A 12,645-nucleotide genomic window follows, 5' to 3' on the forward strand; every position below is an offset into this window, starting at 1 on the left:
TGAACATGTGAAGCACTAAATTATAATTCAGTTCAGCTATATTCCCATAAAATACACACAACTAAATAAAACTATGGAATAATGGATTTAATTTTTTCCTGCCATTTCAGTTCCTAGAGGAATTTTTCATGTCAATTATCGATTCTGTGGCAACAAGCTACGTTGAAAGTTTAAACCGTCATCAAGCCTTATTTGAAACGATGGAGGCTTATCATCAAGAGTCTATGCAATTATTAGAAGCGTGCCACAGTGCATTGCAAGCTGGTGGTAAGGTTATTTGGTTTGGTAACGGCGGCAGTGCTGCCGATGCACAGCATTTAGCTGCCGAATTTGTTGTGCGTTATAAGTTAGAGCGTGGCCCACTTGCCTCAATGGCGCTGACCACAGATACCTCAATATTAACTGCGCACAGTAACGACTACCACTTTGATACGGTTTTTGAACGCCAAGTTCAGGCTTTATGTAAACCAGAAGATTTAGTGATTGGTTTAACAACCTCAGGTACCAGCGCCAATATTAATTTAGCACTGGAAGCGGCTAACAAAATTGGCGCGTTTACGGTTGCCTTAACTGGACGCGAGGGCGGTAAAGTAAAAGACATTGCTAAATTGCCCATTATTATAAAAAATGATGAAACAGCTCGTATCCAAGAGGCACATATGTTTATTGGCCACTGGTTATGTGAAGCTATCGATATGGTTGTTGCGGAGCAGCAGTAATGGATTTATCGCTATTAAAAAACTTATCTAAAGCGCGTATTTTAGTTGTGGGCGATGTCATGCTAGACCGATACTGGTATGGCGATACAGGGCGTATTTCGCCAGAGGCTCCAGTACCCGTTGTTAAAGTAAGCAAGTTTGAAGATAAAGCGGGTGGCGCTGCAAATGTTGCAAAAAACATTGCGCGACTTGATGCCAAAGTGGGCTTACTTGGTTTAATTGGTGAAGATGAAAGCGGGCAAATCTTAGAAACTATTTTAAAGGGTGAAAAAATACATTCACAGCTTGTTAGTGTATGCGATTTACCCACTATTTCTAAAATGCGTGTAATTAGCCGCCATCAACAACTTGTGCGCCTAGATTTAGAAGAGACCTTTAGCGAGCAGCATAGCCAGTTGTTATTAAACCGTTTAGAGCTGGTGCTTGATGATTACGACTTTGTGGTATTTTCTGATTACAGCAAAGGCTCGCTGAGCTTAATTAAAGAAATGGTTAGCGTTGCTAAAGCGGCGGGTAAAACAGTGCTTATAGATCCTAAATCGCCCGATTTACACTTATACGAAGGCGCAGACTATATTACCCCTAATTTACATGAATTTAATTTGGCTGGGGGTAAAACAGGCTCTGAAGAAATATTAGCACAAAGCGCGCGTGAGCTAATTAGTAAAAATGGTATTAAAGCCATGCTACTTACACGCTCTGAGCAAGGTATGTCATTAATTAATGCCGATGAAAAACACGACTTTGCAGCGCAGCAGCTAGAAGTAAGTGATGTAACTGGCGCAGGCGATACTGTTATAGCTACGCTTGCGGTGATGCTCGGGGCAGGTATGGAGCCTAAAGATGCGGTAGAAATTGCTAATTTAGCCGCAGGCATTGTAGTAAGTAAGTTGGGGGCGGCAACGGTTTCACCAGAAGAGCTTAGCCAAAAGCTTGGCCAATACTTACACACCAATGGCGAGCACTACCAAACTCCGTTTGACGATGTGCTGCAACACATTGAGTTTGCTAAGCAAAATGGCGAAACGATAGTGTTTACCAATGGCTGTTTTGATATTTTACACGCAGGCCACGTACGCTATTTAGCCCAAGCCAAAGCGCGTGGAGATAGACTCGTTGTTGGTTTAAATAATGATGATTCAATTACGCGTTTAAAAGGCCCTGAGCGCCCTATAAATCCACTTGATGAGCGCGCAATGGTATTAAGTGCACTCGCCTCTGTAGATTGGGTAATTCCCTTTGGCAGCGCGGACGAAAACGACACTCCCGCTAAATTAATCGAGCAAATAAGCCCCGATATTTTAGTTAAAGGTGGTGATTACACCGTAGAGCAAATAGCTGGCGCCGATCATGTGCTACGCCATGGTGGCAAAGTAGAAGTGCTGACATTTTTAGATGGTTGTTCAACCTCTAAGGTGATTAGCAAAATAAAGCAGTAATATTTGCTGATTAAATAAAAAGGGTTGAAAACGCAGTTTTCAACCCTTTTTTTGTTATAAATAGCTGGCTTTAAAATGCTATTTTTAAATATACGGTTTAAAAATTATATTCGTACTTAGCAAACGCTGATGTGTCGTTTTCTGCGCCATCGTTGTTTGATGCAAAAGCGCCGAGCGTTAAGCGCCCACCCATAGCCAGCTGCCTGTAGCGCAGCTCAACTTGTTTTGAGTTATAACCGGTTTTGGTAATTGTATTACCTAAATCGGGGTTACTAGGGTAACGGTCGCGATTATCGCTGTTGTAATCCACACTACTTAGTTTTACTTGCCAGTCATCGCCATTTGAAAGCTGACCTAAAAGTGTTAATACCACTGACTGCGCATCGTTATCAAAGGTTGAGCCAATAGTGCGGCCGTGGTAACGATAGCCCGATTTATAATCGGAGTGTTCGTAGTAGCAGTTTTCATTGGTTGATTCGGCCGAGCACGATACACCTGTGTCTATGTATTCAACGTTAACGAGCACATTTTGATTGTAAATGCGCTGCGTAGTTTGTACGCCAAATAAGTACGCTCTGTCGGCTGGTTTGAATTGCGAGCTGGCATCTTCGCCAATTGTACTTGCGTAGATTGCATAGGGGTGACTAAATAAAGTGTCAGACCAACGCACATCTATGCCAGCAAGCTGATTACCAATTTTAGACTCCAGTGAGCTATCACAACTTTCATTGCCATCAATACAATTAGTTTGCCCAGTAATAACATCAATAAAATCACCTGCTGAGCTTGGTTGGCCTTCACCGGCCCACTGCGCAGACCAACTTAAAGCAATTTCAAGCTGTTGCATCGGGCGAAAGTTAACACGGCTACTCCAAAGCAGCGCATCAGGAATAACACGGGTCGATTCTAACTTTGCCATTTGCGCGGTAAAGCTCCATTGCCCAAGCCAACTTAACCAAGGCGTTTCAAACGCTGTGCTTTGTTCACGGGTTACACTTAGTGCCGGCAGTGGCTTTGCATTACCCGACATAATTAAACTGTTATCAACACCTGGGCCCCAAAACTGCTCCACGGCACCGGCTCTAAAAATCCAATTGCCCAAGCGGTAGGCTAAGTAGCTATCGTCAAATGAGGTATCGTTACAATCTTCAAGTGCTTGTTCGTTAGTGGCTATATCATCGGTTGTTTTGCCATCAACTAAGCATTGTTTACCATCGTTACGGTAATTAATGGCTACCTTCGCCGCAAAGTTATCGCCAAGGTAGGCGTAGGCCGCAGAAAGCTCAGATTCTTGTGTGTTGGTTGTCCCAAAGCTGGTGGCTATAATTGGGTCTGACGCGGCAAACGCTGAGAGTTGTACACTGTGCGAGCTACTGTTTTCTGACTTATAGCGATGTTTTACACGAAGCAGTGCATCTTGCAGGCTGGGAGATAAAAGTTCAAGCTTGCTCGATTCTAGCTCGCCAATAAAGCTTTTCCACATTAGCGGATAGGTGGTTACAGGCGCTAAAATAACACCGGCATCGGCCAGTTGTTGAATGTCGGCACGTAGACCGTAATCGTCTGGCTTTACCCAGGGCTCTGCTGTTACTGATGCGCTCATAGCGCAAAAAAGAGAAGAAAGTAGAAAGATTCTGTTTCGCAAAGTTCAGATCCTTGTGATTAAGATTGCGGCTAAGTTTACCAATCTAACATGGCTATTGCAGTAAATAATCTATTTTATGGCGTTAAATTTGTGTATAAAAATGTAACCTAGCTATCGTAAAAACAATGGGGTTGATATACTGCTGCGCAAATAGGAAATAGAGAATGCAATGAGCAACAAACGACTTTTATTTATACCCGTATCATCGCCACAAGGAATAGGTGAATACATGCGCTCGTTGTTGCTAGCCCAAAGCCTTGAAAGTGAATGTCTAGGTTCACTTACCATCCACTTTGTTTTAAATAAACACACGAACTACGCTAAAAGCTGCCCATATGATACCACCTTGCTTGAGCGCTCTGCGACTAAAGAGCGCGATAAAGTGTGTGAAGTTATAGCCGATTTTAAACCTGACATTGTAATATTTGATTGTGCAGGGCGCGCTGCTCACATGAAAGCTGCAAAAAAAGTGGGTGCCAAAGTGGTGTTTATTTCTCAGCATGCGAAAAAGCGAGCGAAGGGCTTAAAACTTAACCGTATCAACTTAATTGATAGCCATTGGGTGGTACAGCCTGATTACTGCATTGAACCGCTGAGCTGGGCTGAAAAAGCTAAAATAGATATGTTTTCTTTGGCTATGCCTAAAAACGTGGGCCCTTACATAGCATTTTCATCAGCGAACGATACCAAACAGGTGTTGAAAAAATATCAGCTTGATGAACAAGGCTACTTTATTGTGAGTGCAGGCTCTGGCGGTCATGTACTAGATAATCAAAACTGTGCAGATGTATTTTTTGCCGCCGCAGAGCAAATTTCATTGCAAACAGGGTTAAAGGCGGTGGTGGTATTTGGCCCTAATTATGATAAAGCGTTGCCAGCATCAAATACGGTTATAAATTTGGATACGTTAGAAAATAGTGAGTTTTTGTCGCTTATGGAGCAAGCTAAATTTGCGTTGTTAAGTGCTGGCGACACGCTATTGCAGGCGATTGCTGTTAAAACGCCTGCTGTGGCATGCGCTATATCAAAAGATCAAACACAGCGCCTAGCAAGTTGCGCCACAACTGGCGTGGTAATTAAAGCAAACTTTGAGATTGAAGACATAGTAAATAAAGCCAGCGCTTTACTAATAGAGCCGCATTTTAACCAGCTACTAGAAAAATATTCTTTGCTTGAAAGCGCCCATAGCTATGAAGAAATAACGCAAGGGGTTAAAAGCATGATGATGGTTGCCGATAGATGAATATAGTGATTGTAATAGATTCGTTAGCGGGTGGCGGCGCCGAAAAAGTGATGCTAACCCTTGCTCAGCAGCTAGTAAAAACGCATAGCGTTACTATTTTATCGTTGGCTAATAAATATGAGTACACGATCCCTGCGAATATAAAGGTTGAAAGTTTATTCAGTGATAAAGCCACTAAAGTGGATCGCTTTTGGAAAATAAACAAAAGTGTAGCAAAACTAGAGGCGTGGTTTAATAACAAACAAAAACAAATTGGCCCCATAGATTTAGTGCTTAGCAATTTAGATAGAAGCAATAACTTATTGGCTAAAAGCCAAATTAAAAATGTTCACTTTGTTATGCATAACTCTGTTAATGCAGAGCTGGCGAGGCAAAAAAAGTTAGGCCCGTTTTCTTATTACTATCTTAAAAAGTCAAAGCAAAGCTTAAACGGTAAATCCTTGGTGTGCGTGTCTAAAGGGGTAGAGCAAGAAATTACCCAAGGGCGTTTAATTAGCCCAAGCGCCATCACAACTATTTATAATCCCTTTAATTTAGTGGATATAAAGCGCCTCTCAGATGAGGTTAATACGCAAATTCCACAATCACCGTATGTTATTCATGTAGGGCGGTTAGCTAAACAAAAGCGCCACGATATTTTATTTGCGGCATTTGCAAAGCTTGATAAAAAATACAAATTAGTCCTTTTATGCAATAAGCCTAGCAAAGCATTTAAGCTTGCAAAAACGTATGGCATTGAGGGACAACTTATAGTGCCAGGATTTGAGCAAAATCCGTATAACTGGATTAAGCAGGCTGAGGCATTAGTATTAAGCTCTGATTTTGAAGGGCTCCCTACAGTGTTAATTGAAGCATTAGCTGTTGGCACGCCTGTAGTAAGTACTAACTGTACGTTTGGGCCGCGCGAAATTTTAACAAACGACTTGGCTAAATATTTAGCGCCTGTAGGGCATAGCGATGAGCTAGCGGCTAAAATTGAGCTGGTTTTAAACACTAAGCCTAATGTAGATAATGCCGACATTTTACAAAAGGTAACGGCCGAACAGGTTGCTAAGCAATACCTAGCTTTGTGTGGTTAATTGCTCTTTATAAATAGCAAATAAAGTTTGCCAGTCATTACTTTGCCAATAAAAAGCGTTGTTACGTCCTTGCTCTTTTAAAAATGAGCGCTCTAAACGTGCCATATTACTTTGTTGCCATTGCTTGTTAGGTGGTTTTATTTCGCCGCGATCAAAGTCGATAATATAAACCTCGCCCGTTTCATTAAATAAAATATTATTTATATTCAAATCAGCGTGGTACACACCTTTTGAGTGAAATAGCGCAACAGTATTGGCAATGCGCTTGAGCTCATCTTCTGTTAGTGGGCGTTCAATTAAAATATCGAGCAGGCTTTTAGCCCCTTTTACAGCCTCTGTAATTATATCGCCACGATAAATTAAGCCTGCGGTTGTTACCTTGGCGGCAATGGGTTTTGGTACATTTAAGCCAAGCTCAATAAGCCTTATCATTAAGCTGAACTCTTTATACACACGGGTGTTTTTAAGCCCTGGGTAGAGGTACTGATCGCTTAACAACTTGCCAACTAAACCGCCGCGCCAATAGTGCCTAAGTACAGCGGTTAAATCATCGTGTTTAAAAAACCAGGCTGTGGCGCGGCCTTTTTTAGCACCGACTATTTTATTTTGCTGTTGCCAATAATCTGCATTGAACCAGTTTAAATCAACCTCGTTAAAATAATCTGGGTGGCTTAAAATAGTGTGCTTACCTTGCGTTAGTGTTTTAAACATAGCTCGTTAAAATAATTCAATAATGCGTGTATATTAACGTGTTTTATAGCGCAGCATAAGTGCTTGCATTAGTGCGAGTATAATTTAAGATCGCAGTCTATTATTTAAAGCCAAAGTGGAACGCGTGACTCAAGTGCCTAATTACTCCTCAATTTGTATTTTAAGACTCTCTGCCATTGGTGATGTGTGTCATGCCGTTAGTGCTGTACAAGCCATTCAAAAAGCACACCCCAATGCAAAAATAACGTGGGTAATGGGTAAAATAGAAGCCATGTTACTTGCCGATTTACCTGGGGTTGAGCTGGTGGTTTTTGATAAAAAACAAGGTAAGGATGCACTTAAAAAGTTAGCACATTCTTTTAAAGGGCAGCAGTTTGATGTGCTGCTTAATATGCAAGTCGCATTAAGAGCTGGCTTTGTTGCGCGCTGTATTCCGGCTAAAGTAAAAATAGGCTTTGATTGGGCACGTTCAAAAGAATTACATAGCTTGTTTATAAATAAACGAATAGCCCCACAAAAAGAAGCGCATGTGCTAGAGGGATTTAAAGGCTTTGCGGGCGCCATTGGAGTTAAAGACTATTCACCTACCTGGGATATGCCTTATACCTTAGCGGATGAGAACAAAGCAGATGCATTATTAGGGCCTGCATATTTGGCAAATAAGTTATTGGTAATATCTCCTGCGGCCAGTAAAGCACAGCGAAACTGGTTGCCTGAGCGCTACGCTGCCCTTGCTGATTACGCGCATGAGCAAGGCTTTAACGTGGTACTAACGGGCGGCCCAACTGAGCTTGAGGTTAATTTAGCTAATCAAATTATAAAACACAGTCACTGCACTATTTTAAACTTAGTCGGTAAAACAAAACTTAAAGAGCTGTTATGTGTGCTTAAGCGCGCTGATTTAGTTTTAGCCCCCGATACCGGCCCAGCGCATATGGCGGTAACGGTAGGTACGCCGGTTATTGGTTTATATGCGCATTCTAATCCTGCACGTACAGGCCCTTATTTATATCAAGACTACGTAGTTGAGGTGTATCATCAAAACCTGCTAAAGCAAACGGGTAAAACAGCTCAACAATTGCCTTGGGGTACTCGCGTTAAGGGAGATGACCTTATGAGCCAAATAAGCGTAGAAAGTGTTAAAACTATGTTTGATCATGTGGTACAAAAAGAGTCTATAAAATGAGTGTAACAGAAAAAAACAAAGCACTTTTTTTAGACCGAGATGGCGTGGTAAATATTGATCATGGCTATGTGTATCAAAGTGAAAAATTTGAATTTATAGACGGTGTGTTTAGTACCTGTAAAGCATTTTATGATGCAGGTTATAAAATTATCATAGTGACTAATCAATCAGGAATAGGGCGAGGTTACTACACTGAAGATGACTTTTTAGCTTTAACTCAGTGGATGAAAACACAATTTAGTAAGCACAATATTAAAATTACAGATGTGTATTTTTGCCCGCACCATCCCAAAAAAGCGATAGCGCAATATTTAAAACAGTGCCAGTGTAGAAAGCCAGCTCCAGGTATGCTGTTACAAGCTATGCAAGAGCATAATATTGACCCTTCGAGCAGTGTTATGGTGGGTGATAAACTTAGCGATATGCAAGCGGCACAAAAAGCGGCTATTAGCACGCGAGTGCTAGTTCGCTCTGGCCAACAATTTGACGAAACCGCAAAACAATACGCCGATTTAGTGATTGACTCTATTAACGATTTACCAGCACACTACTTGGTATAAAGTGCGTTTATATTTTCGCAACTGAAGTGTTAAGTATTGCTGCCATTACCTGTATTAGCGACGAGCTGCAAACAGTGCATTTTACTTGTTAAACTTTTACAATACACCTCAACATAAACAGTGGCTTTAATGTTGTTGTTTACCCGTTCATTTAATTGGAGACTACAGATGAGAGCATCTGCTTTTTTTAGCCAACTACAAGAGCAAATTGAAGACGTTAAAGCGCAAGGTTTGTATAAAAGTGAGCGTATTATTACCTCGCAGCAACAAGCTCAAATAGAAGTTGCATCTGGCGATAAAGTTATTAATTTTTGTGCTAACAATTACTTAGGCTTAGCAAATAGCCCTGAGCTAATTGAAGCAGCGCAAGGTGGTTTAGATGACCATGGCTTTGGTGTTGCTTCAGTACGTTTTATTTGTGGCACGCAAGATATTCATAAAACACTTGAGCAAAAAATTAGTGCGTTTTTAGAAACCGAAGATACAATTTTATACTCGTCTTGTTTTGATGCTAACACGGGCCTATTTGAAACTATTTTAGGCGCTGAAGATGCTATTATTTCTGACTCTCTAAATCACGCATCAATTATTGATGGCGTACGCTTATGTAAAGCTAAGCGTTTTCGTTATGCTAATAACGATATGGAGGATCTTGAAAAGCAACTTATTGCAGCTGATGAAGCGGGCGCTAAAACAAAATTAATTGCCACCGATGGCGTGTTTTCGATGGATGGCGTAATTTGTAACCTTGAAGCTGTGTGTGACCTTGCTGATAAGTATGATGCATTAGTGATGGTTGATGACTCACATGCGGTAGGTTTTGTTGGCGAAAACGGTAAAGGCACGCCTGAGTACTGTAATGTGCTTGACCGTGTAGATATTATTACCGGCACGCTAGGTAAAGCGCTGGGCGGTGCATCAGGCGGTTATACATCAGGTAAAAAAGAAATTGTTGAATGGCTACGTCAGCGTTCACGCCCTTACTTATTCTCAAATTCATTAGCGCCTTCAATTGTAACTGCGTCAATTAAAGTACTCGAAATGCTTGAAAATGGTGGCGAGTTACGCGCTAAACTTTGGTCAAATGCTAAATATTTCCGTGAGCAAATGGAAGCCGCTGGCTTTACGTGTGCGGGTAAAGATCATGCCATTATTCCTGTAATGCTTGGCGATGCTAAAGTTGCTTCATTAATGGCGGATAAACTACTCGCTGAAGGCATTTATGTAACCGGCTTTTCGTTCCCTGTTGTGCCAAAAGGCCAAGCGCGTATTCGTACACAAATTTCTGCTGCGCACAGTATTGAACAACTAGACACCGCAATTGCTGCCTTTACCCGTATTGGTAAAGAAATGGGCGTTATTTAATTTTTTATAAACCGAAGTATTGCTTCGGTTTTTTAGTTGAGTGTTAACTATGAAAGCTTTATCAAAATTAAAAGCCGAAACCGGCATCTGGATGACCGACGTACCCAAGCCTGAAGTAGGGCATAATGATCTACTCATTAAGATTCGTAAAACTGCGATTTGTGGCACCGACGTTCATATTTATAAATGGGATGAGTGGTCACAAAAAACCATTCCGACCCCTATGGTCGTAGGCCATGAGTACGTGGGTGAAGTGGTTGATATGGGCCAAGAAGTACGTGGCTTTGCAGTAGGTGACCGCGTATCTGGCGAGGGGCATATTACGTGTGGGCATTGTCGTAACTGTCGTGCTGGTCGTGTGCATTTGTGCCGAAATACAACCGGTGTAGGCGTTAACCGCGAAGGCGCATTTGCAGAATATTTAGTTATTCCGGCCTTTAATGCGTTTAAAATTCCTGACAATATTTCTGACGAGCTTGCGTCTATTTTTGACCCGTTTGGTAATGCTGTGCACACCGCTTTATCGTTTGATTTAGTGGGTGAAGATGTGCTTATTACAGGGGCAGGACCAATTGGTATTATGGCGGCGGCCGTTGCTAAGCATGTGGGTGCTCGCCATGTTGTGATTACCGATGTTAACGAATACCGTTTAGAGCTTGCGCGTAAAATGGGCGCTACACGAGCCGTAAACGTTGCGAATGATAAGCTTGAAGATGTAATGAATGAGCTAGGTATGACTGAAGGCTTTGATATTGGCCTTGAAATGTCAGGTGTGCCAAGCGCCTTTAATTCTATGTTAAATAACATGAACCATGGTGGCAAAATTGCCATGTTGGGTATTCCACCATCAGATATGGCCGTAGATTGGAATAAAGTTATATTTAAAGGCTTAGTGATCAAAGGTATATATGGTCGCGAGATGTTCGAAACGTGGTACAAAATGGCAAGCTTGATTCAATCAGGCCTTAATTTAGACCCTATTATTACGCATCAATATTCGGTAGATGACTTCCAAGCTGGCTTTGATATGATGATTTCAGGTCAATCTGGTAAAGTAATTTTAAACTGGGAATAGTTTAAAGTTTGCATACAGAGGCGGCTTAAGCCGCCTTTTTATTATATTTTTAAAAGAGATTTCAATGGCATTTAAACATATATCTATAGCACAAACGCACGAATTGCTTGATAAAGAAGATGTAGTGATCGCAGATATACGCGATCCTAACTCGTACCAAGCAGGGCATATTCCTGGCTCCGAAGCGCTTTCAAATGCCAATATAGCTCAGTTTATGATGGAAAAAGAGTTCGATCAGCCCATTATTATTGTTTGCTACCACGGCATGAGCTCACAAGGTGCGGCTAGTTATTTAGTAGAGCAGGGCTTTGAAGATGTATATAGCATGGATGGTGGCTTTACGGCTTGGGAAGCGGCTTACAGCGAGAAAGTGGAACGATGATTGAGCTAGGTAGTTTAAATAATCCTCGTGCCGCACAGGGCTTTATAGATTATTTAAAAAGCCAAGGCTTTGAAGGGCAACTGCGCAGTGCTGATGGCAGTAATGTTATTATTTGTGTTGCGGGCGAGCACTTTCATCAAGTGCAACCTTTGTGGGCTGAATTTGTACAAAACCCCAATCATGAGCGTTATCAACAAGCCTCTTGGGATGTGGGCAGTACGCAATCTGGCTTAACGTATCAGGGACAGTCGCTTAATTTAGTGGCGCGCTTTAAAGCACTAAGCTGGCTAAATAAAACCGTAAGTATTGTAAGCGTTGCTATTTACTTTGCATTTTTATTGGGTGGCTTTGAGCAAATTTATACTGCTTTGCAGTTTAGCCCGAGCCAACCACTGAACTGGTTAACGCCGGCACTTGTTCATTTTAGCGCAATGCACATTGTATTTAACCTAATTTGGTGGATGTCGTTAGGTGATAATATTGAAAAGCAATGCGGCAAGCTGAGTTTAGTTGGGCTATTTGTGGTTACTGCACTTATTAGTAACTGGGCTCAGTTTTTAATTGTGGGGCCTAACTTTGGCGGCTTAAGTGGCGTTGTGTATGGTTTATTGGGTTTTTGTTGGATTCACAGCTATTTAAACCCTAAGCAACCTGCGCTAGTTAGCACTGCCATTATTGGCTTTATGTTAATTTGGCTGGTACTTGGTTTTGCTGATGTGTTGTTTGTTGGTATGGCTAATTGGGCGCATTTAGGTGGGCTTTTAAGCGGCATGGCTTATGCCGTAACCGCTAATTTATTTAATGCTAAAAAAGCGTAAGCTTAGTGGTATAAATACTTAGTAAATAATACTTCACGAATAATCTCTTGGCCTGTTTCTTCTTTTAGCAGGCTTTTTAATTTTTCGGCACACTTTGCTCTAATTTCTTCACGCCCAGTAAGCGACTTTATTTTTTCTTCAGGTTCTTTAGATAGTATTTCTACTAACGCATCGCGTAAAAGCGGGGTATGGTGCTCTACAATAGCAATATCTGCATTATTGCTAAGCATTAAATCTATAGTCACGCGTACATAGCCCATTTTTTTACTTGAAGCGCCTATGTAATTGGTAATTATGTCTGGCTCAAAACCAAAATAGCCCACTGTCGATTCCGCTTTTGCCGAAAAGCTAAAACAGTTTAGGATCAGTGCTAAAAAACCTGCGTATACTATTTTTTTCATCTTTAGTGTGTTTCCATTTTCT

General features: G+C 41.4%; 13 protein-coding genes. 10 read left to right on the top strand and 3 right to left on the bottom strand.

Annotated elements, in window-relative coordinates; genetic code table 11:
- The first annotated feature begins 128 nt into the window (after positions 1–128).
- A complete protein-coding gene (locus PSH48_RS00070) occupies positions 129–719 on the top strand; it encodes a D-sedoheptulose-7-phosphate isomerase (protein WP_004588568.1) in 591 nt (196 codons plus the stop codon).
- Positions 719–2,158, top strand: a complete 1,440-nt coding sequence (hldE, locus tag PSH48_RS00075; RefSeq protein ID WP_029773562.1) for a bifunctional D-glycero-beta-D-manno-heptose-7-phosphate kinase/D-glycero-beta-D-manno-heptose 1-phosphate adenylyltransferase HldE — start codon at positions 719–721, stop codon at positions 2,156–2,158. The genes PSH48_RS00070 and hldE overlap by 1 nt, the downstream gene beginning before the upstream one ends.
- Positions 2,159–2,255: 97 nt before the next feature.
- Here hldE and PSH48_RS00080 read toward each other — a convergent pair whose 3' ends face one another.
- On the bottom strand, positions 2,256–3,761 hold the full coding sequence (locus PSH48_RS00080) for a capsule assembly Wzi family protein (RefSeq protein WP_273610668.1): 1,506 nt from the start codon (positions 3,759–3,761) through the stop codon (positions 2,256–2,258).
- A gap of 211 nt (positions 3,762–3,972) precedes the next feature.
- On the opposite strand from PSH48_RS00080, the gene PSH48_RS00085 reads away from it, so the two are divergent.
- The gene (locus tag PSH48_RS00085) at positions 3,973–5,046 is read left to right on the top strand and encodes a glycosyltransferase family 1 protein (protein ID WP_273610669.1); all 1,074 of its coding nucleotides are present in this window, start codon (positions 3,973–3,975) and stop codon (positions 5,044–5,046) included.
- On the top strand, positions 5,043–6,125 hold the full coding sequence (locus PSH48_RS00090) for a glycosyltransferase (protein ID WP_273610670.1): 1,083 nt from the start codon (positions 5,043–5,045) through the stop codon (positions 6,123–6,125). Before PSH48_RS00085 ends, PSH48_RS00090 begins: the two co-directional genes overlap by 4 nt.
- On the opposite strand, the gene PSH48_RS00095 is transcribed toward PSH48_RS00090, so the two are convergent.
- A complete protein-coding gene (locus PSH48_RS00095; RefSeq protein ID WP_273610671.1) occupies positions 6,108–6,836 on the bottom strand; it encodes a 3-deoxy-D-manno-octulosonic acid kinase in 729 nt (242 codons plus the stop codon). The two genes, PSH48_RS00090 and PSH48_RS00095, sit on opposite strands and share 18 nt — an antisense overlap.
- A 124-nt stretch (positions 6,837–6,960) precedes the next feature.
- Here PSH48_RS00095 and PSH48_RS00100 point away from each other — a divergent pair, with 124 nt between their 5' ends.
- The 6 genes from PSH48_RS00100 to glpG all read left to right on the top strand — a co-directional run bounded on the left by PSH48_RS00100 (position 6,961) and on the right by glpG (position 12,222).
- Positions 6,961–8,022 (top strand): glycosyltransferase family 9 protein, encoded by a 1,062-nt coding sequence (locus PSH48_RS00100; RefSeq protein ID WP_273610672.1) that lies wholly within the window; start codon positions 6,961–6,963, stop codon positions 8,020–8,022.
- Complete coding sequence (gmhB, locus tag PSH48_RS00105) at positions 8,019–8,582, top strand: D-glycero-beta-D-manno-heptose 1,7-bisphosphate 7-phosphatase (RefSeq protein ID WP_273610673.1); 564 nt, start codon at positions 8,019–8,021, stop codon at positions 8,580–8,582. The genes PSH48_RS00100 and gmhB overlap by 4 nt, the downstream gene beginning before the upstream one ends.
- 168 nt (positions 8,583–8,750) lie before the next feature.
- Entirely contained in the window at positions 8,751–9,947 is a 1,197-nt protein-coding gene (locus tag PSH48_RS00110) for a glycine C-acetyltransferase (RefSeq protein ID WP_273610674.1), read from the top strand.
- 49 nt (positions 9,948–9,996) lie between these two features.
- Positions 9,997–11,022 (top strand): L-threonine 3-dehydrogenase, encoded by a 1,026-nt coding sequence (gene tdh, locus PSH48_RS00115; protein WP_004588559.1) that lies wholly within the window; start codon positions 9,997–9,999, stop codon positions 11,020–11,022.
- A 64-nt stretch (positions 11,023–11,086) separates the two neighbouring features.
- The gene (gene glpE, locus PSH48_RS00120) at positions 11,087–11,404 is read left to right on the top strand and encodes a thiosulfate sulfurtransferase GlpE (protein WP_004588558.1); all 318 of its coding nucleotides are present in this window, start codon (positions 11,087–11,089) and stop codon (positions 11,402–11,404) included.
- Entirely contained in the window at positions 11,401–12,222 is an 822-nt protein-coding gene (glpG, locus tag PSH48_RS00125) for a rhomboid family intramembrane serine protease GlpG (RefSeq protein WP_096740041.1), read from the top strand. Before glpE ends, glpG begins: the two co-directional genes overlap by 4 nt.
- Positions 12,223–12,224: 2 nt before the next feature.
- On the opposite strand, the gene PSH48_RS00130 is transcribed toward glpG, so the two are convergent.
- On the bottom strand, positions 12,225–12,623 hold the full coding sequence (locus PSH48_RS00130) for a flagellar basal body-associated protein FliL (RefSeq protein WP_024034357.1): 399 nt from the start codon (positions 12,621–12,623) through the stop codon (positions 12,225–12,227).
- Between the last annotated feature and the right edge of the window lie 22 nt (positions 12,624–12,645).

Source organism: Pseudoalteromonas sp. Angola-4, from assembly GCF_028599265.1.
GTDB classification, from domain to species: Bacteria; Pseudomonadota; Gammaproteobacteria; order Enterobacterales; family Alteromonadaceae; genus Pseudoalteromonas; species Pseudoalteromonas atlantica.

Bases quoted from the DNA above. Each gene is read 5' to 3' on its own strand.
- PSH48_RS00070 (WP_004588568.1), top strand. From the start codon at position 129: ATGTCAATTATCGATTCTGTGGCAACAAGCTACGTTGAAAGTTTAAAC.
- hldE (WP_029773562.1), top strand. From the start codon at position 719: ATGGATTTATCGCTATTAAAAAACTTATCTAAAGCGCGTATTTTAGTT.
- PSH48_RS00080 (WP_273610668.1), bottom strand. From the start codon at position 3,761: ATGAGCGCATCAGTAACAGCAGAGCCCTGGGTAAAGCCAGACGATTAC.
- PSH48_RS00085 (WP_273610669.1), top strand. From the start codon at position 3,973: ATGAGCAACAAACGACTTTTATTTATACCCGTATCATCGCCACAAGGA.
- PSH48_RS00090 (WP_273610670.1), top strand. From the start codon at position 5,043: ATGAATATAGTGATTGTAATAGATTCGTTAGCGGGTGGCGGCGCCGAA.
- PSH48_RS00095 (WP_273610671.1), bottom strand. From the start codon at position 6,836: ATGTTTAAAACACTAACGCAAGGTAAGCACACTATTTTAAGCCACCCA.
- gmhB (WP_273610673.1), top strand. From the start codon at position 8,019: ATGAGTGTAACAGAAAAAAACAAAGCACTTTTTTTAGACCGAGATGGC.
- PSH48_RS00110 (WP_273610674.1), top strand. From the start codon at position 8,751: ATGAGAGCATCTGCTTTTTTTAGCCAACTACAAGAGCAAATTGAAGAC.
- tdh (WP_004588559.1), top strand. From the start codon at position 9,997: ATGAAAGCTTTATCAAAATTAAAAGCCGAAACCGGCATCTGGATGACC.
- glpE (WP_004588558.1), top strand. From the start codon at position 11,087: ATGGCATTTAAACATATATCTATAGCACAAACGCACGAATTGCTTGAT.
- glpG (WP_096740041.1), top strand. From the start codon at position 11,401: ATGATTGAGCTAGGTAGTTTAAATAATCCTCGTGCCGCACAGGGCTTT.
- PSH48_RS00130 (WP_024034357.1), bottom strand. From the start codon at position 12,623: ATGAAAAAAATAGTATACGCAGGTTTTTTAGCACTGATCCTAAACTGT.